This is a genomic window from Curtobacterium sp. VKM Ac-1393, from assembly GCF_015350995.1.
In the GTDB taxonomy this organism is placed as follows: Bacteria; Actinomycetota; Actinomycetes; order Actinomycetales; family Microbacteriaceae; genus Curtobacterium.
On the sequence record NZ_JADKRW010000006.1, the window covers coordinates 340,020 to 358,075 of the forward strand.

An 18,056-nucleotide genomic window follows, 5' to 3' on the forward strand; every position below is an offset into this window, starting at 1 on the left:
CGGGTCCGCGTGGCATCGTGGGCGGCATGCGGTCGACGGCGAGCGAACTGAACTGGTCCGGCACGGTCACCTACACGGCCGAGCGGGTGGTGCGACCGGGTTCGATCGCCGAGGCCGCTGACCTGGTCGCACGCTCTCCGAGGGTGCACGGACTCGGCACCCGACACTCGTTCAACGACGTCGCCGACTCCCCCGGGATCCTGATCGACCTGACCGGGCTCCCGACCGACCTGGTCGTCGACCCGGAACGACGGACGGCGACACTCGGTGCCGGCACCCGGTACGGCGTCGTCGCACCGGAGCTCGACCGCGCCGGCTTCGCTCTGCACAACATGGGCTCGCTGCCGCACATCTCCGTCGGCGGCGCGGTCGCCACCGGCACCCACGGCTCCGGCACCACCCTCGGCTCACTGTCCACCGCGGTGCGGTCGTTCGAGCTGCTCGGCCCCGACGGCGCGCTCCGGACGGTCGACCGCTCCGACCCCGCCTTCGCCGGCACCGTCCTGCACCTCGGACTGTTCGGCATCGTGACCCGCGTCACGCTCGACCTCGAGCCGACGTACCGGATGCGCCAGGACTCGTACGGCCCGTTCCCGTGGGCCACGTTCACCGACCACGTCGCCGAGGTCCACGCCGCCGGGTACTCGGTGTGCGCGTACACGGTGTTCGGCGACGAGATCAGCGAGGCACTGGTGAAGTCCCGGGTGCCCGACGGCGCCGACGACGTCGCCGTGCCGGACGAGCTGTTCGGTGCCCCCCGACTGCCCGGAGCACCAGGCGACGCCCACCGCACCGCCCGCGACGGATCGGTCGGCCCGTGGTGGGACCGGCTGCCGCACTTCCCGATCGAGTCCGTCCCGAGCCACGGATCCGAGGTGCAGAGCGAGCACTTCGTCCCGCTCCGGCACGCCGCCGCCGCCCTCGACGCCCTGCGGGGCCTGGCCGACCGCATCCAGCCGCACCTGCACGTGTGCGAGCTCCGGACGATGGCGGCGGACGACCTCTGGTTGAGCCCGACCCAGGGCGAGGACGTGCTCTGCATCGCGTTCACCTGGCAGAAGCACCCGGAGGCGGTCGCGGCGCTGCTGCCCGACCTCGAGGCGCGGCTGGCACCGTTCGACGGGCGGCCGCACTGGGGGAAGATGAGCTCGCTCGACGGCGACGCGATCGCGGAGCTGTACCCGCGGGTGGCGGACGTCCGCGAGCTGGTGGCACGAGCCGACCCGGACCGGACGTTCGCATCCGCGTTCGGTGAGCGGTTGCTCGGGACCTGACCCGGGCCTCCCGTCCGACGCCCCGCGCCTCCGCGCCCCGGAACCAGGTTCCGGACACGGAACCGTGCGATCGCGTGGTGCTGTGTCCGGAACCTGGTTCCGCTGGCCCCGGTCCGACCGGGAGGCCCGGTGCCGGTCCGCCACGGCGCTCAGCGCAGGCGGGTGACCACCTTCGCATCCCCGTCCCAGTGGCGGAGACCGCCCACGGTGAGCACCTCGGGCAGGGGCGCGTCCGCAGACAGGACCCGGAGGGCCGCGGGCAGGTCGACGTCGCGGATGCGCCGCGCGAGGGTGACGTGCGGCGCCCACCGGCCCGGCGACGACGAGTCGAGCGATCCCGGGGCAGCGGCGTCGACCGCGCGGTGGAAGCGGGCCAGTGGCTCGTCGACGACCACACCGAGGCCGAGCACGTGCCGACCGGGGCCGGCGGGGAAGAGCAGGACGCCCGCGACGCGCAGGGTCTCAGGCATCAGGACGTCGAGGTCCGTCGGGACGGGCAGCGCCTCGCCGGCCACGAGGGTGACGTGCGGATCGTTCGTGCCCGAGTGGCCGAGGCTCGGCAGTTCGGCGGCGACGAGAGTCTGCCAGAGCGCCCGGACCGCTGCGTCCGACGGGCCGTCGAGGACGAGTTCGATGCTGCGCACGTACCGAGTCAACCAACGAAGCCCGTGACACCGATGTAACACGACGGAACGGAACTCGCACCGGGGCGACGCTCCCGCCACACTCGACTCCACGCCGCGGACCACCGCGGCGTCCCCGACAGCACCTGCCCACGAGGAGCACCACCATGTCCGCAGCCCCCGCACTGCCCGAGAAGCCGAAGGGCAAGCGCCCGATCGGGTGGATCGTCGCCGCAGCGATCGTCGTCGTCGCGATCGTCGTCGCCGTGATCGTCGGAGCCGTCCGCTCAGGGGGCGACGACGCTGGCGCTGCCGCCGGTGACGCGAAGCCGAAGACCGTCACGATCGGTGTCGCGGACAAGTCACTTTCCTACTGGAGCACGTACACGAAGCTCGCGAAGGAGAAGCTCAACGTCACCGTCAAGCTGACGAACTTCGCGGACTACTCGCTGCCGAACCCCGCGCTGAAGGACGGCCAGGTCGACCTGAACCAGTTCCAGCACATCCAGTACCTGGCGGACTACAACGTCACGTCGGACGACGACCTGCAGCCGATCGGCTCCACCGCCGTCTACCCGCTGCCGCTGTACTCGACGAAGTACGACGAGCCCTCGAAGCTCCCCGCGAACGCGAAGGTCGCGATCCCGAACGACTCGATCAACCAGGCCCGCGCGCTGCTCATCCTGCAGGCAGCGGACCTCATCACGCTCAAGGACGGCGGCTCGGCGTTCTCGACCACCTCGGACATCGAGACGAAGAAGGTCGACATCCAGCCGCTCGAGGCCTCGCAGACCGCGAACGCGCTGCAGCAGGGCTCCGTCGCCGCCGCCGTCGTGAACAACAACTTCGCGACCGCCGCCGGCCTGCCGATCTCGGACGCGATCTACCAGGACGACCCCTCGAGCGCGAGCGCCGCCCCGTACGTGAACGTGTTCGCCGCCCGCGACGAGGACAAGGACAACACGACGTACCTGGCCCTCGCGAAGCTGTTCCAGGACGAGTCCGTGCAGAAGGTCTTCGCGAAGGACCTGCCCGAGGCCGTCTCCCGCGACGAGAGCGCCTCGAAGCTGCAGTCCGAGCTCGCGAAGGTCGAGCAGGACGCGAAGGCGGCCAAGCAGTAGTGCCGGTCCTCGTCGAACTCCGCGGCGTCTCGAAGCACTACCGCCGCGCCGACACCGGCGAGACCGTGGTGGCGGTCGAGGACGTCTCCCTGGACGTGCACCAGGGAGAGGTCCTCGGCGTCATCGGGTACTCCGGTGCCGGCAAGTCCACCCTGGTCCGCCTGGTCAACGCCCTCGAGCTGCCCTCGTCGGGCTCCGTCACCGTCGCCGGGCAGGAGCTCACCGCCCTGCCGGAGCGGGACCGCCGACAGGCCCGCCGGAAGATCGGCATGATCTTCCAGCAGTTCAACCTGTTCCGGTCCCGCACCATCGCCGGCAACGTCGCGTACCCGCTCAAGGTGGCGGGTGTGCCGAAGGCCGAGCGCGACCGCCGAGTCGCGGAGCTCCTCGACTTCGTCGGGCTGCTCGAGCGCGCCCACGCCTACCCGGAGCAGCTGTCCGGCGGCCAGAAGCAGCGCGTCGGCATCGCCCGTGCACTCGCCGCATCGCCCGACCTGCTGCTCGCCGACGAGGCTACGAGCGCCCTCGACCCGGAGACCACCTCCGAGGTGCTCGGGCTGCTCCGCCGGGTGAACAAGGAGCTCGGCGTCACGATCATCGTCATCACGCACGAGATGGACGCCGTCCGGCAGATCGCCGACCGTGTCGCCGTCATGGAACAGGGTCGCGTCGTCGAGGTCGGGGACGTCTACGACGTGTTCTCGACCCCGAAGACGGGGGCCGCGCAGCGCTTCGTCCGCACCGCGCTGCACGACCGCCCCTCCACCGACACCCTCGCGCGCCTGCGGGAGCGCCACCCCGGGCGACTGGTGACCGTGCAGATCACCGACGAGGCCGGGCTGCAGAACCGGATCGACGCAGTGTTCCGCTCCGCCGGGGTCACCGCCGAGCTCGTCTACGGCGGGGTCGGCGAGATCCGGGAGCGTCGGATCGGTTCGCTCACCTACGAGCTGACCGTCGGCGGGGGTGCCGGCGCTGGTGACGGCGCTGGCGGGGGTGCTCGTGCTGGTGCACCGGACGCCATCGACCGTGCCGTCGCCGCCCTGCGCGCCGACGGTGTCACGACCGACGAGGAGGCAGCAGCGTGAACAACTCGTTCCAGAGCGTGATCGACACGTTCGACGTCTTCCTCGCCGCCATGCGCGACACCATCGTGATGTCGCTCGTGTCGCTCGTCATCGCCGGCGTCATCGGCCTCGCACTCGGCCTGCTGCTCTACGCGACCCGACCGGGCAACCTGCTCGGCAACCGCACGGCGTACACGGTCATCAACGTCGTCGTGAACCTGATCCGACCGATCCCGTTCGTGATCTTCCTCGCCGCGATCGCCCCGCTGTCGCGCGTCGTGGTGCAGACCACGATCGGTGTGCCCGCGGTGACGTTCGCGATCTCGCTGGCCGCGGCCTTCGCGGTGTCGCGCATCGTCGAGCAGAACCTGCTCGCGGTGGACCCCGGCGTCGTCGAGGCTGCTCGGGCATCGGGGGCGCACCCGGTCTCGATCCTGCTGACCGTCCTCATCCCCGAGGGCCTCGGGCCGCTCATCCTCGGCTACACCTTCATCTACATCGGCATCGTGGACATGACGGCGCAGGGTGCGTTGATCGGTGGCGGTGGGCTCGGTGAGTACGCGATCACCTACGGCTCGCAGCGCTACGACTGGTGGATCGTCTACGTGTCGGTGGCGGCGATCGTCGTCATCGTGCAGCTCGGGCAGTTCGTCGGCAACCGTCTGGCGCGCGCGACCCTGCGTCGCTGACGCTGACGCTGACGCTGACGCTGACGCTGACGCTGACGCTGACGCTGACGCTGACGCTGACGCTGACGCGCGCGGCGTGTCCTGCGGGCTCGGCACGTGCCGTGGACGCGACTGCCGGGAGGCCCGGTGCCGGTTCCTGGAACCGGCTCCGGGCCTCCCGAGCGTGCGCCGGGCGCGGGGCGCGCCCGTGGTGACGTCCGCGGGTCGGGACCGGGTCGGGTCCTGGTCCGGGCCCGGGTCTCGTCAGGGTCGCCGAGGTTCCACGAATCGCCGCACGCGATGCACCGAGGTTCCACGAACGCACACGGGGGCTCCCGAGGTTCCGAAATCTCGGAACCTCGGGAGCAGGACGGACGGGACGGGGACGGGTCGGGTCCTGGGCGCGGCGCGGCGCCGTCCGTGCTCGGCTCGGTCGCCGAGGTTCCACGACTCGCCGCAGGCGAGGCGCCGAGGTTCCACGGAGGAGCGCATCGAGCGCTGAGATGCCGAGATTTCGGAACCTGGAGGGGCGAGCTCCGGCGCGGCGGGCTCCGGGGCGGGGCGGGGCGGGGCGGGCTCCTGGCGGGTCAGGCGGCCGGGGACTCCACGGTCGCGACGGTACCGGTCTCGCCGGGGTGCTCGTAGTGCGCACGGACCAGGATCGGTCGGTGGTCCGAGATGCCCGCGGGCAGGGTCTCGACTCCCGCGATGTGCAGCCCGACACTCGTGGCGAAGTCGAAGTGCCCCGTGAACTTGCGGTAGCGCAGGTACGTCGGCTGGTCGGAGAGCGACAGTGCGAATCCGCCCTGCTCGATCTTGCGACGCAGGTTCGTCTGGAACCAGGGGTAGTTGAAGTCACCGACCATGACCGCGGGGACGTCCTTCGCGAGTTCGCGGAGGAACTGGTGCGCCGCCTCGATCTGCTTGCGGCGCAGGGAGTTCGTCGCGGTCAGCGGCGAGGCGTGGAACGACGCGACGACGACCTCGGCATCGGCCTCGGTGTCGCGCAGGTGCATCGCGATGAGCCGCTCGTGCGCGGGTGCGAGGACCCGGTCGTGCAGGGACTTCTGCAGCGAGTGGATGCTGAAGTCCTGCACCTCGAAGCGGTCGTCACGCTTGTAGATCGCGAGTCCGAGGCGGTTGCCCTTCGTCGATGCAGCCAGCGACAGACCGCCGATCGACGGGGCGAGGTCGTTGCTGTCGCACTCCTGCACGCAGAGGACGTCGGCGTCGGACGCCTCGGCCAGGGCGGCGAGTTCACCGTTCGCGGTGTGCTCTCGGAGGTTGTAGCTGACGACCCGGAGGGCGGTGGGTGGCACGCCTGCGTCCGTGGCGATCCTGCTCTGCTGCTCTGGCGCGGCCATGCTGCCTTCCTGTCCGGGTGGTCCGGGTCACCCTGCCGCGGCAACCGTACTCGGCGTCGGCAAACGGATGCTGAGACTGTAACGCCTGTCGGGTTTCGCGCGTGTGACCGTGACGGAAACGGACAGCCGTGCGGTCAGGCGCGGACCCGCCGCGCCGGGCGGACCGTGTCCCCCGCTGTGCGGCTCATCAGGACGCCCTCGAGGCAGGCGACGGCGAGCAGGACGGCGATGACCCAGAACGCGACGGAGTACGGCCCGTCGCCACCGAGCCCGTCGGCCGCACGAATGACCACCGCGGCGACCGCTACACCGAAGCCCGCCGCGGTCTGCTGCAGCGTCGACGACAGCGTGTTCGCCGGGGTCATGTCGGCCTGCTCGACGTCGGCGAAGGCGATGGTGTTGTAGGCCGTGAACCCGACCGACCGGGCCGCGCCGCTGACGACGAGGAGCACCGCGAGGAGCCAGAACGGGGTGTCCTCGGTCATGAACGCCATCGCGACGACGGTCAGCGCCGCGATCGCACTCGACACGATGATCACCGGGCGGTACCCGAACCAGCGCAGGAACGGTGTCGTCATGGGCTTGATGCCGAGGTTGCCGACGAAGACCCAGAGCACGGCGGACCCGGCGAGCACGGCGCTCCAGCCCCAGGCGTCCTGGAACAGCAGCGGGAGCACGAACGGCACCGCGGAGACCGCCAGGCGGAACAGGCTGCCGCCGGCGTGCGACACCCGGAAGGTCTCGAGCCGGAACGCCTCGAGCCCCATGATCGGGTGCGGCGCCCGGCGGAAGTGCCGGATCGCGAACCAGCAGCAGACGGCTCCGACGACCCCGGACACCACGACGGCCGGCACGGGGATGACGTCGAGCGCGAGCAGCGACGCCATCACGACGAGCGAACCGAGCCCGAAGCACGCGAGCAGTGACCCGAACCAGTCGAACGGCACCCGCTGCGCCGCACGCTCCTGCGGGACGAGCACGAGCGCCGCGATGAACGCGATCACGCCGAGCGGGATGTTGATGAGGAAGATCCAGTGCCACGACAGGGTGTCGACGAGCACGCCGCCGATGAACGGGGCGATGATCGGCGCCGCGAGCGCTGGCCAGGTCAGGATCGCGATGGCCGTGACGAGCTGCTCGCGACCGGCGCTCCGCAACACCACGAGACGACCGACGGGCACCATGAGCGCGCCGCCGAGTCCCTGCAGGATGCGCCAGAGCGTCAGGTCGACGAGGCCGGTCGACAGTGCGCAGAGCGCCGACGCGATCGTGAACAGGGCGATCGCGCCGGCGAAGACCGTCCGGGAGCCGATCCGGTCCGTGAGCCAGCCGGACACCGGGATGAAGACCGCGAGGGTGACCAGGTAGGCGGTGATCGCGACGCCGACCGCGGCGGAGTCGACGCCGAGGTCACGTCCCATCGCGGGCGCTGCGGTCGCCAGGATCGTGCCGTCGAGCAGCTCCATGAAGAAGGTCCCGGCGACCAGCACGGCGACCGCCGTGCTGCCCGTCCGTCGTCTGGGGGTCGTCGTCATCGTCGTCGCCATGTCGCTCACAGGCTATGCCCACCGGGTCTGGCCGTTGCGAGGTTCTGCATTGCAGAATTGGGCGCACCCGAGCATTGCCCCACCGGCCCGCCGAGCGGGAGCGTTGGGGCAGCACGACGACAGGAGGCACCGATGACCGGAACCGTGACGACGAAGGGTGCGTGGGACCCGGCAGCGACGGCCCCGCACCACGTCCTCGACCACGCCCACCTGCCCGTGATGACCCTGCGCGAGTCCGCCCTGGCGAACAACACCGCGGTCATGCAGGCCTACGTCGAGCGCCACGGGCTGCTGTTCGCACCGCACATGAAGACCCACATGGCACCGGACCTCGCCGCGCGGCAGATCGACGCCGGGGCCTGGGGCGTGACGGTCGCGTCCGTCCAGCAGGCGATGGTCGCGTGGGAGCACGGCGTGCACCGGATCCTGGTCGCGAACGAGGTCCTCGACCCCGCGGGGCTCGCCTGGCTCGCGTCCCGTCGTGCGGTCGACGCGGACGCCGACGTCCTCTGCTACGTCGACTCCGCCGCGGGCGTCTCCGCCGCCGTCACCGCGCAGGACGCGACCAGCGGCGAGCTGCACGTCCTGGTCGAGGTCGGGTTCCCGGGCGGGCGCACCGGGGTCCGCTCCCCCGACGCCGCACGGGCCCTCGCGCGCCTCGCCCACGACGCCGGACTCGTGCTCCGGGGGGTCTCCGGGTACGAGGGCGGACTCCCCGGTGTCGACGCCGCTCGCGAGTACGTCACCGGCGTGCTCGACGTCGCCGAGGACGTCCGCTCGCTCGTCGACGGTCGCGCCCTGCTCAGCGTGGGCGGCAGCGCCTGGTTCGATGCCGTCGTGGACGCCGTTGCGCCCCGCACGGACGACCTCGACGTGCTGCTGCGGTCGGGCGCGTACCTGACCCACGACGACGGCTTCTACGCCGAGCGGACCCCGTTCGGCCGCCACCCGGCCGAGGGCTCGCTGCTCCCCGCGATCGAGGTCTGGGGGCGCGTGACGTCCTGCCCGGAGCCCGGGCTCGCGTTCGTCGCGGTCGGCAAGCGGGACGTCTCCTTCGACGAGGGGCTGCCGGTGGTGCGGTCGGTGCGGCCGGCCCTGTCTGGAGGCCCGGGCACCGCCCCACAGGTCGTCCCGCCACCCGGAGCGGTCACCGTCACCCGCCTCGACGACCAGCACTGCTACCTCGCGCTGGCAGACGGGGCCCCCGAGCTGACGCCCGGCGACGTCGTGGTGTTCGGCATCTCGCACCCCTGCACCGTGTTCGACAAGTGGCGTGAGGTGCACGTCCTCGCCGACGACGACACCGTGCTCCGGACGATCGCGACGTGGTTCTGATGCGCGCGACCACCGCGGCACCGCTCCCCACCGACGGAGACGGGCCCGCACGGAACGCCGCGCTGTCCCTGCGCCGCGGGCTCCGCCTGCTCGACTGCATCGCCGACCGCACCCGCAGCGGCGCGACGTCGGTGAGCCTGTCGGTGCTCGCCGCCGAGCTCGGCACCGCGAAGTCGACGGTGCTCCGGTTGACGGCGCCGATGCTCGAGAACGACCTGCTGCGCCGCACCGCCGACGCCGGCTTCACGCTCGGACTCGGTGCGCTGCTGCTCGGGCAGAGCTACCTCGAGGGCATCGACCTGCGTTCGGCCGCAGCACCGTTCCTGCGCCGGACCGCAGAGCAGACCGGTCTGACGTGTCACCTCGTGGTGCCGGACGGCACCGACATCGTCTACGTCGACAAGGTCGAGACCCGTGGCACCGTCCGGATGGGCTCCCGCATCGGCAACCGCCTGCCGATGCGCAACACCGCGTCCGGCAAGGCGATCGTGGCGTTCGGCGAACCGGAACTGCTCGTGCGCGTGCTCGCGGAACCGGCCCAGGTCATGACGGAGCACACCATCACCGACGACGACCGTTGGCGGGCCGAGGTCGACCGCACGCACGGCCGCGGCTACGGCATCGACGACCGCGAGAACGAGCCTGACATCCGGTGCGTCGCCGCCCCGGTGTTCGACCACGCGAACCAGGTGGTCGGCGCGATGAGCATCTCCGGGCTCGCGTCCCGGTTCCCCGCCGCCGCGGTCCGCGAACTCGGTGACGGCGTCGTGCGGACCGCCCGCGAGATCTCGGTGGCACTCGGGTCCTCATCGGCGCAGCTCGCACTCGCGCGGGGTGCCCGGTGACCGGCTCGGTGCTGACGTTCGGCGAGACGATGCTCCTGCTGACCGGGCGTGACGTCGGAGCCGTGCCGGACCTGGAGCACATGCGCATCGACACCGGCGGCGCCGAGAGCAACGTCGCGATCGGCCTGGTCCGCGCCGGAGTGCCGGCCACCTGGGTCGGTCGCGTCGGCACGGACCCAGCCGGCGAACGGGTCACCGTGGACATCGGGAGCGAGGGCGTCGACGTGGTGGCCGTGCCGGACGCCGAACGCTCCACCGGCATCATGATGAAGGAACGGCTGCTCGACGGCCGGACCCGCGTGACGTACCACCGCCGCGGCTCGGCCGGATCGGCCCTGACGCCGACCGACCTGCCGCGCAGTGTCGTCGAGACGGCTGCGCTCGTGCACGTCACCGGGATCACCCTCGCGCTCTCCGAGTCCGCGCACGACACCGTGACCGCGGCCCTCGACCGTGCAGCAGCCGCGGGTGTGCCGGTGTCGTTCGACGTCAACCACCGGCCGAAGCTCATCGGCGCCGACGCCGCACGCGATCGGTACCGGGCCGTCGCCGCGCGCTCCGCCGTCGTGTTCGCCGGCGACGACGAAGCGCGCCTCGTGCTCGGCCGTGACCAACAGGACGACGACGAGGAATCCCTCGCCCACGACCTCGCGGCGCTGGCTCAGGGCCGCGCGGTCGTGAAGCTCGGGTCGCGCGGGGCCGTGGCATCGATCGACGGCGTGTTCGTCCGTCGGTCCGCGACCCCGGTGCGCGTCGTCGACCCGGTGGGTGCCGGTGACGCCTTCGTCGCGGGGTGGCTCGCGGCGACCATGGGCGGAGCCGACACCGTCGAGGCGCTCGACCGGGCCGCCGACGCCGGCGCGCTCGCGTGCACCGTCGAGAGCGACTGGCGACGACCCGACCCCGACGCGCTCCGCCACGCCCCGGACCCGTCCGACACCGACCACGCCGTGCACGACCACGTCGACCGCTGACGTCGTGGCCACACCGCCCGCCCCCACACAGCCCGTGCCCGCACACCCCGGTCCGCCGCACACACCTCGAGGAACCGCACCATGACGAACGACAGCACGAGCACCGACCAGCACGCCGGCGCCCGGCACCGCCACCAGGCCGGTCCGGCGATCGCGATCCTCCGCGGCGGCACCGGCGACCACGTCGAGCACGTCATCGCCACCCTGGTCGAGTCCGGCGTCACGGCGATCGAGATCACGACGAACACCCCGCGCTGGCGCGAAGGCATCGCCTGGGCCGTCGACCGCTACGGCTCGGCTGCCTCGATCGGTGTCGGCACCGTGCTCGACGTCCGCCAGCTCGACGAGGCCGCCGCCGCCGGGGCATCGTTCGCCGTCAGCCCCCACCTCGATGCCGGGATCGGCGAGCGTGCGCACGAGCGCGGTCTCGGCTGGTACCCCGGCGCCGCGACGCCGACCGAGATCGTCCGCGCGTGGCAGCTCGGAGCCCGTGCGGTGAAGGTGTTCCCGGCCGCACCGCTCGGCGGCCCCGCGTTCCTGCGACAGGTCCTGGCGCCGCTCGACTTCGTCGACGTCATCCCCACCGGCGGGATCGGTGTCGACGACGCCTCCGATTACCTGGCCGCGGGTGCGGTCGCCGTCGGACTCGGTTCCCCGCTCGTCGGCGACGCGTTGACCTCGGGCGACCTCGACGCCCTGCGTGAGCGCGCCGGACGCCTCGTGGCAGCACTCGACCGATGACCGCTCCGGAGCAGCCCACCGATCCGGAGCAGGCGGCCGGCGGCACCGTGCTGTTGTGCGGCGGATCGGTGCTCGGTCCGGACGACACCCGGGTCCGCGCCGACGTCCTCGTCACCGACGGCGTCATCCGCGCCGTCGGCTCCGACCTGCACGCGCCCGCCGGTGCGCACGTGATCGACTGCGGCGAGCGCCTGGTGCTGCCGGGCTTCGTGGACGCGCACTCCCACGCCGGCTCGCTCGTGTTCGACGAGGGCGTGCAGCTCGCGCTCCTGCGCCAGGGCGTCACCACGATCGTCACCGGGCAGGACGGCGTCGGGCCGGCTCCGGGCGACGGCTCGTACGCCGACACGTACTTCGCCGCCATCGACGGCCCGCACCCGAGGTACCGCGGTGGCGGCATCGCCGGGTTGCTGGGGACCTACGACGGCACGACCCCGATCAACGTCGCGACGCTCGTGCCCGCCGGCACGGTCCGCCACCAGGTCATGGGCGATGACCCGGGCCCGGCGCACGCCGAGCAGCTGGTGGCGATGCGGGAGCTCGTCCGACAGGGCCTCGCAGACGGTGCCGCCGGCCTGGCGACGGGACTCGACTACGTTCCGGGCCTGTTCGCCGACACCGCCGAACTCGTGGCGCTGTGCACCGAGGTCGCAGCCGTCGATGCCCTGTACGTCTCGCACATGCGCGGCGGCTACGAGGGCAACGCCCGCGCCGGACTCGACGAGATCGCCGACATCGTGCGCGCCACGGGCGTCCGGGCCCACGTCTCGCACCTGCACGCACCCGTCGACCTCGCGGTGAGCGCGCTCGCCGAACTCGAGGCCGACGGCGCAGCGATGTCGTTCGATGCCTACCCCTACTCGCGCGGCTGCACGATCCTGTCGATGCTGCTCCTGCCGGCGGCCCTCGCCCGCCCCGGCACCGAGGACCTCGCCCACGCGATCGCCGACGCGGCCGGTCGCGCCGCGGTCCGGGCCGCCGTGCTCGACCGGGTGCTGTCCCGGGCCGACCTCGGCACCGGTTGGGCCGAGCAGATCATGCTGTCGCACGTGCCCGCCGCCGAGTTCCATGCGCTGCAGGGCCGGACCCTCGCCGACGCCGCCGAGGCAACGGGGACCGACCCGGTGGACCTCGCCCTCGACGTCCTGGTCGACTCGGCGCTGCAGGTCACCGCCGTGATGCGGGTGCCGAGGCCCCGGACCGCCGACGACCTCGCCCCGCTCTTCCGGCTGCCCGGGCACACGGCTGGCTCGGACGGCATCTTCGTGGGGACGCACCCGCATCCGCGGGCGTACGGCACGTTCGCCCGCTACCTGCAGGACTTCGCCCGGCCCGGACTCCTGACGTGGCACGAGGCCGCGCGTCACCTGTCCACCACCGCGGTCGAACGGCTCGGGCTCGGCCGACGTGGCACGGTCACGGTCGGGGCGATCGCGGACCTGGTCGTCGTGGATCCGGATCGGGTCGCCGCGCAGTCGTCTTACGACGCGCCGATGCGCCTGGCCGAGGGCATCGACGACGTCCTCGTCGCCGGTGTCCCGGTGCTGGCAGCCGGTGCCCTGACACACGCGACCCCCGGTGCCGGGCTGCGTTGCCGTCCGGGCCGGATCGACCAGTAACGGGACGCAGCGGGCAACGGGGGTCGGTGAGGCACACGTGTCGGTGAGGCACACGCGTCGGTGAGGCTTCACACAGCCTGTCCGGCCGTCACGAAGCACTGTCCGGCCGTCACGAAGCGCTGGGCAGCACCGCCACGACGTCGATCTCGACCAGGATGTTCGCCAGGTGCGACTGCACGGTGGTGCGGACCGGGTACGGCTGCGAGAAGTGCTTCGCGTACTCCTCGTTGAACGCCGCGAAGTCACGGTCGGAGTGCTCGAGGTGGACCGTGGACTTCACGACGTCGTCGAGCGTCGCGCCGTGCTCGGCCAGGACCGCGGCGACGTTCGACAGCACCTGCGCGGTCTGACCCGCGACGTCATCGGCGATCGAACCCGTGGCCGGGTCCTGCGGGCCGAATCCGGCGGTGTACAGGAAGCCGTTGGCGACGATGCCCTGGCTGTAGGGCCCGGCGGGCTTCGGGGCGTTGTCGGTCACGATGGCGGTCTTCGGCGCGGTGGAGTGCGGCACGGTTGCTCCTGGGGTTCGTCGGTCGTGGGCGGAGTCTCCAGGCTAGGCGGAGGCCACGCGGTGGGGCCGGCCACCCGGCCCACGCATTCCGCATTGCAGAACGCGAGCCGGGCCTCCCGTCCGGGGTGCCGCACCGTCCACCCAGGTGGACGTCGACTAGCCTGACCGGGTGCCGTCCACCCTGCCCGAACGCCGCCGAGCGCGCGCAGGCCGGCTCGGAGCGCGCGCGTGAGCCGGCTCGACGGCGCGGTCGCCGGAGCAGCCGCGAACGGACGACGCCGGGTCCTCGACACCGTCACGTCGTTGCCGGCGTGGGCGGCGGTCCTGCTCGTCTGGACCGGTGGCCGGATCGTCTCCACGCTCTGGCTGGCGCTCGCGTACCCGCTGATCGGGCGAGCGATGCCGGACAACGCCATCTGGGGCAACGAGCACGGCTTCGCGGCGTTCCTGACGGCCTGGGACGGGCAATACTACGAGCAGATCTCGCTGCACGGCTACCCCGATGTGCTGCCCGTGGACGCCGTCGGCAACGTGGCGCAGAACGCGTGGGCGTTCCTGCCGGCGTTCCCCTTCACCATCCGGATGCTCACCGCCTCGACCGGGCTGCCGTTCACGGTCGGCGCGCCCCTGATCTCGATCCTCGCCGGCCTGCTCGCGACGTACCTGCTGCACCGGCTGGTCCGCGACCGCGCAGGCAACGCGGCGGCGATGTGGGCGGTCTTCTTCTTCACGTGCGGTCCGCTGTCGTTCCTGCTGCAGGTCGGGTACGCGGAGAGCATGTTCCTCGCGCTCACGTTCGGCGCGCTGCTCGCCCTGGAGCGGCGGCGGTACGGGCTCCTCACCGTGCTCGGGGTCGCGGCGGCCTTCACCCGTCCGGGGGCGCTGGCGATCCCGCTCGTCCTCGGGGTCATCGCCCTCGTCCGCTGGGTGCGGGCACGGCGGGAGACCGGCCGGGTGCTCGAGACGTTCCCCCTGCGCGAGCAGCTCCGGGTGGTGGCCGCGGGTGCCGTGATGGTCGCCGCGGGGCTCGCGTGGCCGGTCATCGCCTCGCACGTGACGGGCACGCCGAACGCCTACCTCGAGACCGAGATGTCCTGGTGGGTGAACTTCATCGGCCGCGTCGACTTCGTGCCGCTGTCGCCGTGGTTCCTCATCGCGGGTCGGTGGCTCGGCGTCGGCGGGGTCCTCATCGTGGTGGTCCTGCTCGTCGGGTTCCCGATCTGGCTGCTCCGCCGGTCGACGAAGCGGCTCGGTTCGACGACCGTGCTGTACTCGGCCGCCTACGCGTTGTACATCTTCGCGGTGTCGCTGCCGATGGCCTCGACGCCGCGGCTGCTGATGCCCCTGGCGCCGCTGTTCGGGTCGCCCGAACTCGTGGCGAAGCCCTGGATGCGCTGGACCTTCGTCACCGCGGCGTTGGCCGGGCAGCCGGTGCTCGTCGCGGTGCTCTGGCTGCTCGGGCCTCCGTAGCGGCCGGCGCTCGCGATCACTCCGGCGCCTGCGCTGGCTCCGACGCGGAACGACGAAGCCGACGTCGGACGACATCGGCTTCGTCGTTCTGAGTCGGTCCGAGCCGCCCGGCCTGCCCGACCGCCCGGCCCGCCCGACCGCGCGCCCTAGAGCTCGATCGTCCCGTGGTCGCCGGTGTCCGGCTGGCTCTGCTTGCCGAGCGCTGCCTTGAGGGTCTGCACGAGGCTGCCGACCGGGCCGGTGTCCTGCGTCCAGTACTCGACCGAGTCACCCGACACCGTCAGGAGCCGGATCGAGGGGTCGTCACGGCCGTCCGGGAACCAAGCCTCGGCGAACGGCGACCACAGCTCGTCGATGACGGCGCTGTCCTGGGTCACCGTCGCGGTGCCGGCGATGGACAGGTACCCGCCCTGCGACTCGATGGAGACGTTGACGTGCGGGTTCCTGGCGATGTCGTCGACCTTCTCGCTGCCGTCCTGCACCAGGAAGCGGAGGGTCCCGTTGAACGCCTTGTCCTGCACGGCGAGCGGCCGGGAGTGCAGCTGGCCGTCCTCGCTCACCGTCGTCAACAGGGCCGTGTGGGCGCCGTGGACGATGTCCGAGATGGCTGCGCGCTGGTCGGTCTGCGTGTCGGTCATGATGCTCCTTTGCGTCGTGCGCCCCGCCCTGCCCGACGTTCGACCGCGGGTTCGGCGGGGCCGTACCGTTCCCGCCAGTGTGCCCCTCGACGCTGGGCGCGTCCGGCACGCGGCAGCACCACCCCGGCCGGGAGGCCCGTGCCGACTCGCGCAGGCACGTCCGGACGCGCAGGTGGCTGGCTCGCAGTGCCCGCGCCCGGTCCGGCGCACTCCATGCGTCCGCACACAGCGACAATCCACCAGACGATCACCGCGTGCATCGTCGGAACATGCACACGCACCGGATGCATGCGCAACGAGCGACACTCCACGAGTCGATCCGGTGGTGGATCGTCGGAAGATGCGCCCGCACCGAACGGGTCAGACGGGCTCGCGGATCGTGGTCTCGACGTCGACGACCTGCGGCACCCGCGGCATCGAGGCGAAGCCGAACGCCACGGGCGGGTCGAGCGGCGCCAGGGACCCGAGGGGCTCCCCCGCCCAGGTCCCGCGCACGCCGGTGACGTCGTGGGCCCCGGTCACGCCGTAGTACTCGCGGCGGCCGTTCCCCGCCGAGCCGGCGGTGCCGGAGCCGGGTGCGACGAGCCGCGCGACCGGGTCGATCGCCGCGAGCCACCGGGGGTCGCGGGCGATCGGCTTCGGCACGACGCGGAGCAGTCGTCCGAGCGGTGAGATGGTGCCGACGTCGACCGTGGCCTGCAGCGCGCCGGCGTCGAGCTCCAGGCCGCGGGCGGTCCGTCGCGCCCGGACGTCGACCACGGACACGGTGTCGAACCGGTAGGTGCCGGAGACGTACGCGGCGACGATCTCGTCCGGAGCGAGCAGCACGCTGGTGCCGTCGGGCAGTTCGAGGAACACGTCGGTGAAGGCGCCGAAGGGCGAGCGGTCCCACATCCCGACGACGATCCGGACACCCGAGGTGGTGCCGACGCCCATGATCCGGCCGCGGAACCGGCGCTCGACGGGAGGGGTGCTGGGACGTGACGGCATGCCGTGGACCGTACCCGGCGCGCCCGTGAGGCGGACCGACGGAGCCGACCCGCGCCTCCCGGCCGACCGCCCCCTACGGGACGGGGACGGGCTCGGCGAGCAGCTCGCGCACCCGCGGGGCGACCTGCGTGCCGTACAGCTCGATGGACCGCAGCATGTCCTCGTGCGGCAGGCGACCGGTCGCGTACCGCATGTCGAACCGCGAGGCGCCGAGGATCCGCATGTTCCGGGCGATCTTCCGCGCCACGGTCTCCGGCGACCCGACGTACAGCGAGCCACCGGCGGACAGGCCCGCGTGGTAGCCGGCGACGTCGAGGGGCGGCCAGCCGCGCTCCCGGCCGAGCTGGTCGGTGACGGCCTTGTGGTACGGCCAGTAGCGCTCGGCGGCTTCCTCGTCGGTCGCCGCGACGAAGCCCGGCGAGTGCATCGCGATGGGCTGCTGCGGGAGCTCGAGCTGGGTGAGCGCCTGGCGGTACAGCCGCGAGAACGGGGCGAACTGGGCGGGCTGCCCACCGATGATGGCGAGGAACAGCGGCAGGCCGTACGAGGCCGCGCGGATCACCGACTGGGGCGATCCACCGACCCCGACCCAGGTCGGGATCGCGCCGTGCTCGAGCTTCGGGAAGACGTCCTGGTCGACCAGACCGGCGCGCTTCGTGCCGGACCAGGTCACGGCGTCGCCGCCGCGCAGGGCCGCCCAGAGCTGCAGCTTCTCCTCGAACAGGACCTCGTAGTCGGACAGCTCGTAGCCGAACAACGGGAAGGACTCGGTGAACGAGCCGCGGCCGAGGATGACCTCGGCACGGCCGTCCGAGATCGCGTCGACGGTGGCGAACCGCTCGTAGACGCGCACGGGGTCGTCGGAGGACAGCACGGTGACGGCGGACCCGATCCGGATCCGCAACGTCCGGGCAGCGATCGCGGCGAGGACGACCTCGGGGGCGCTGACGACGAAGTCGGCACGGTGGTGCTCCCCGACTCCGATGAAGTCGATGCCCACCTGGTCGGCGAGGACGGCCTGCTCGACGACGTCGCGGATGCTCTGCGCGTCGGACTTCAGGCTGCCGTCGGGGAGTTCGGTGACGTCGCCGAAGGTGTCGATGCCGAGCTGCACGGGGCCGATCCGCTCGGGTGCGGGCGGCGGCACGTCCGAGGGGCGGTCGGTGCCGAATGCGTTGCTCATGCGAGCCTCCAGATCGATGCGTTTGCATAAAACTACCACGCCCGGAACGGCACGGCCAGACGGGCTCGACCAGCGCCCGCGTGTAC

Annotated in this window: 17 protein-coding genes; 10 read left to right on the plus strand and 7 right to left on the minus strand. The window is 72.2% G+C overall.

Going from position 1 to position 18,056, the window contains the following annotated elements; genetic code table 11:
- Positions 1 to 26: 26 nt before the first annotated feature.
- A complete protein-coding gene (locus ITJ59_RS15235) occupies positions 27 to 1,274 on the plus strand; it encodes an FAD-binding protein (protein ID WP_194652128.1) in 1,248 nt (415 codons plus the stop codon).
- Positions 1,275 to 1,423: 149 nt separating this feature from the next.
- On the opposite strand, the gene ITJ59_RS15240 is transcribed toward ITJ59_RS15235, so the two are convergent.
- Complete coding sequence (locus tag ITJ59_RS15240; protein WP_194652129.1) at positions 1,424 to 1,918, minus strand: 2'-5' RNA ligase family protein; 495 nt, start codon at positions 1,916 to 1,918, stop codon at positions 1,424 to 1,426.
- 146 nt (positions 1,919 to 2,064) lie between these two features.
- Between ITJ59_RS15240 and ITJ59_RS15245 the strand changes: the two genes are divergently transcribed.
- Genes ITJ59_RS15245 through ITJ59_RS15255 form a run of 3 tightly spaced genes read left to right on the plus strand, consistent with a single transcriptional unit; the run spans position 2,065 to position 4,774 of the window.
- Positions 2,065 to 3,018, plus strand: a complete 954-nt coding sequence (locus ITJ59_RS15245; protein ID WP_194652130.1) for a MetQ/NlpA family ABC transporter substrate-binding protein — start codon at positions 2,065 to 2,067, stop codon at positions 3,016 to 3,018.
- The gene (locus tag ITJ59_RS15250) at positions 3,018 to 4,106 is read left to right on the plus strand and encodes a methionine ABC transporter ATP-binding protein (RefSeq protein ID WP_194652131.1); all 1,089 of its coding nucleotides are present in this window, start codon (positions 3,018 to 3,020) and stop codon (positions 4,104 to 4,106) included. The genes ITJ59_RS15245 and ITJ59_RS15250 overlap by 1 nt, the downstream gene beginning before the upstream one ends.
- Positions 4,107 to 4,156: 50 nt before the next feature.
- Positions 4,157 to 4,774 (plus strand): methionine ABC transporter permease, encoded by a 618-nt coding sequence (locus ITJ59_RS15255; RefSeq protein WP_194652194.1) that lies wholly within the window; start codon positions 4,157 to 4,159, stop codon positions 4,772 to 4,774.
- Between the two features lie 566 nt (positions 4,775 to 5,340).
- On the opposite strand, the gene ITJ59_RS15260 is transcribed toward ITJ59_RS15255, so the two are convergent.
- Positions 5,341 to 6,117, minus strand: coding sequence for an endonuclease/exonuclease/phosphatase family protein (locus ITJ59_RS15260; RefSeq protein ID WP_194652132.1), 777 nt, complete (start codon positions 6,115 to 6,117; stop codon positions 5,341 to 5,343).
- A gap of 134 nt (positions 6,118 to 6,251) precedes the next feature.
- Positions 6,252 to 7,664 (minus strand): MFS transporter, encoded by a 1,413-nt coding sequence (locus ITJ59_RS15265; protein WP_228511575.1) that lies wholly within the window; start codon positions 7,662 to 7,664, stop codon positions 6,252 to 6,254.
- A 132-nt stretch (positions 7,665 to 7,796) separates the two neighbouring features.
- Between ITJ59_RS15265 and ITJ59_RS15270 the strand changes: the two genes are divergently transcribed.
- The 5 genes from ITJ59_RS15270 (at position 7,797) to ITJ59_RS15290 (ending at position 13,178) form a co-directional block, all read left to right on the plus strand.
- A complete protein-coding gene (locus ITJ59_RS15270) occupies positions 7,797 to 8,999 on the plus strand; it encodes an alanine racemase (RefSeq protein ID WP_194652133.1) in 1,203 nt (400 codons plus the stop codon).
- A complete protein-coding gene (locus ITJ59_RS15275; protein WP_194652134.1) occupies positions 8,999 to 9,844 on the plus strand; it encodes an IclR family transcriptional regulator in 846 nt (281 codons plus the stop codon). Before ITJ59_RS15270 ends, ITJ59_RS15275 begins: the two co-directional genes overlap by 1 nt.
- Positions 9,841 to 10,818 (plus strand): sugar kinase, encoded by a 978-nt coding sequence (locus tag ITJ59_RS15280; RefSeq protein WP_194652135.1) that lies wholly within the window; start codon positions 9,841 to 9,843, stop codon positions 10,816 to 10,818. Before ITJ59_RS15275 ends, ITJ59_RS15280 begins: the two co-directional genes overlap by 4 nt.
- Before the next feature lie 81 nt (positions 10,819 to 10,899).
- Positions 10,900 to 11,559 (plus strand): bifunctional 4-hydroxy-2-oxoglutarate aldolase/2-dehydro-3-deoxy-phosphogluconate aldolase, encoded by a 660-nt coding sequence (locus ITJ59_RS15285; protein ID WP_194652136.1) that lies wholly within the window; start codon positions 10,900 to 10,902, stop codon positions 11,557 to 11,559.
- Positions 11,556 to 13,178: an N-acyl-D-amino-acid deacylase family protein gene (locus ITJ59_RS15290; RefSeq protein ID WP_194652137.1), complete on the plus strand. Its 1,623-nt coding sequence runs from the start codon at positions 11,556 to 11,558 to the stop codon at positions 13,176 to 13,178. The genes ITJ59_RS15285 and ITJ59_RS15290 overlap by 4 nt, the downstream gene beginning before the upstream one ends.
- Positions 13,179 to 13,287: 109 nt before the next feature.
- On the opposite strand, the gene ITJ59_RS15295 is transcribed toward ITJ59_RS15290, so the two are convergent.
- Entirely contained in the window at positions 13,288 to 13,689 is a 402-nt protein-coding gene (locus ITJ59_RS15295) for a RidA family protein (RefSeq protein WP_194652138.1), read from the minus strand.
- Between the two features lie 228 nt (positions 13,690 to 13,917).
- On the opposite strand from ITJ59_RS15295, the gene ITJ59_RS15300 reads away from it, so the two are divergent.
- Complete coding sequence (locus ITJ59_RS15300) at positions 13,918 to 15,159, plus strand: hypothetical protein (protein WP_194652139.1); 1,242 nt, start codon at positions 13,918 to 13,920, stop codon at positions 15,157 to 15,159.
- A gap of 146 nt (positions 15,160 to 15,305) precedes the next feature.
- Here ITJ59_RS15300 and ITJ59_RS15305 read toward each other — a convergent pair whose 3' ends face one another.
- The 3 genes from ITJ59_RS15305 to ITJ59_RS15315 all read right to left on the minus strand — a co-directional run bounded on the left by ITJ59_RS15305 (position 15,306) and on the right by ITJ59_RS15315 (position 17,970).
- On the minus strand, positions 15,306 to 15,797 hold the full coding sequence (locus ITJ59_RS15305) for a pyridoxamine 5'-phosphate oxidase family protein (RefSeq protein WP_194652140.1): 492 nt from the start codon (positions 15,795 to 15,797) through the stop codon (positions 15,306 to 15,308).
- Positions 15,798 to 16,157: 360 nt separating this feature from the next.
- Positions 16,158 to 16,787 carry a hypothetical protein gene (locus ITJ59_RS15310; protein WP_194652141.1) on the minus strand — a complete coding sequence of 210 codons (630 nt, stop codon included), beginning with the start codon at positions 16,785 to 16,787 and terminating at the stop codon, positions 16,158 to 16,160.
- Positions 16,788 to 16,860: 73 nt separating this feature from the next.
- Positions 16,861 to 17,970 (minus strand): LLM class flavin-dependent oxidoreductase, encoded by a 1,110-nt coding sequence (locus ITJ59_RS15315; RefSeq protein WP_228511576.1) that lies wholly within the window; start codon positions 17,968 to 17,970, stop codon positions 16,861 to 16,863.
- Positions 17,971 to 18,056: the final 86 nt, after the last annotated feature.

What these genes read in the sequence shown, in the direction of transcription:
- ITJ59_RS15235 (WP_194652128.1), top strand. Translation starts at nt 27, where the DNA reads ATGCGGTCGACGGCGAGCGAACTGAACTGGTCCGGCACGGTCACCTAC.
- ITJ59_RS15245 (WP_194652130.1), top strand. Translation starts at nt 2,065, where the DNA reads ATGTCCGCAGCCCCCGCACTGCCCGAGAAGCCGAAGGGCAAGCGCCCG.
- ITJ59_RS15315 (WP_228511576.1), bottom strand. Translation starts at nt 17,970, where the DNA reads ATGAGCAACGCATTCGGCACCGACCGCCCCTCGGACGTGCCGCCGCCC.
- ITJ59_RS15290 (WP_194652137.1), top strand. Translation starts at nt 11,556, where the DNA reads ATGACCGCTCCGGAGCAGCCCACCGATCCGGAGCAGGCGGCCGGCGGC.
- ITJ59_RS15275 (WP_194652134.1), top strand. Translation starts at nt 8,999, where the DNA reads ATGCGCGCGACCACCGCGGCACCGCTCCCCACCGACGGAGACGGGCCC.
- ITJ59_RS15270 (WP_194652133.1), top strand. Translation starts at nt 7,797, where the DNA reads ATGACCGGAACCGTGACGACGAAGGGTGCGTGGGACCCGGCAGCGACG.
- ITJ59_RS15260 (WP_194652132.1), bottom strand. Translation starts at nt 6,117, where the DNA reads ATGGCCGCGCCAGAGCAGCAGAGCAGGATCGCCACGGACGCAGGCGTG.
- ITJ59_RS15305 (WP_194652140.1), bottom strand. Translation starts at nt 15,797, where the DNA reads ATGACCGACACGCAGACCGACCAGCGCGCAGCCATCTCGGACATCGTC.
- ITJ59_RS15285 (WP_194652136.1), top strand. Translation starts at nt 10,900, where the DNA reads ATGACGAACGACAGCACGAGCACCGACCAGCACGCCGGCGCCCGGCAC.
- ITJ59_RS15310 (WP_194652141.1), bottom strand. Translation starts at nt 16,787, where the DNA reads ATGCCGTCACGTCCCAGCACCCCTCCCGTCGAGCGCCGGTTCCGCGGC.
- ITJ59_RS15255 (WP_194652194.1), top strand. Translation starts at nt 4,157, where the DNA reads ATGCGCGACACCATCGTGATGTCGCTCGTGTCGCTCGTCATCGCCGGC.
- ITJ59_RS15265 (WP_228511575.1), bottom strand. Translation starts at nt 7,664, where the DNA reads ATGGCGACGACGATGACGACGACCCCCAGACGACGGACGGGCAGCACG.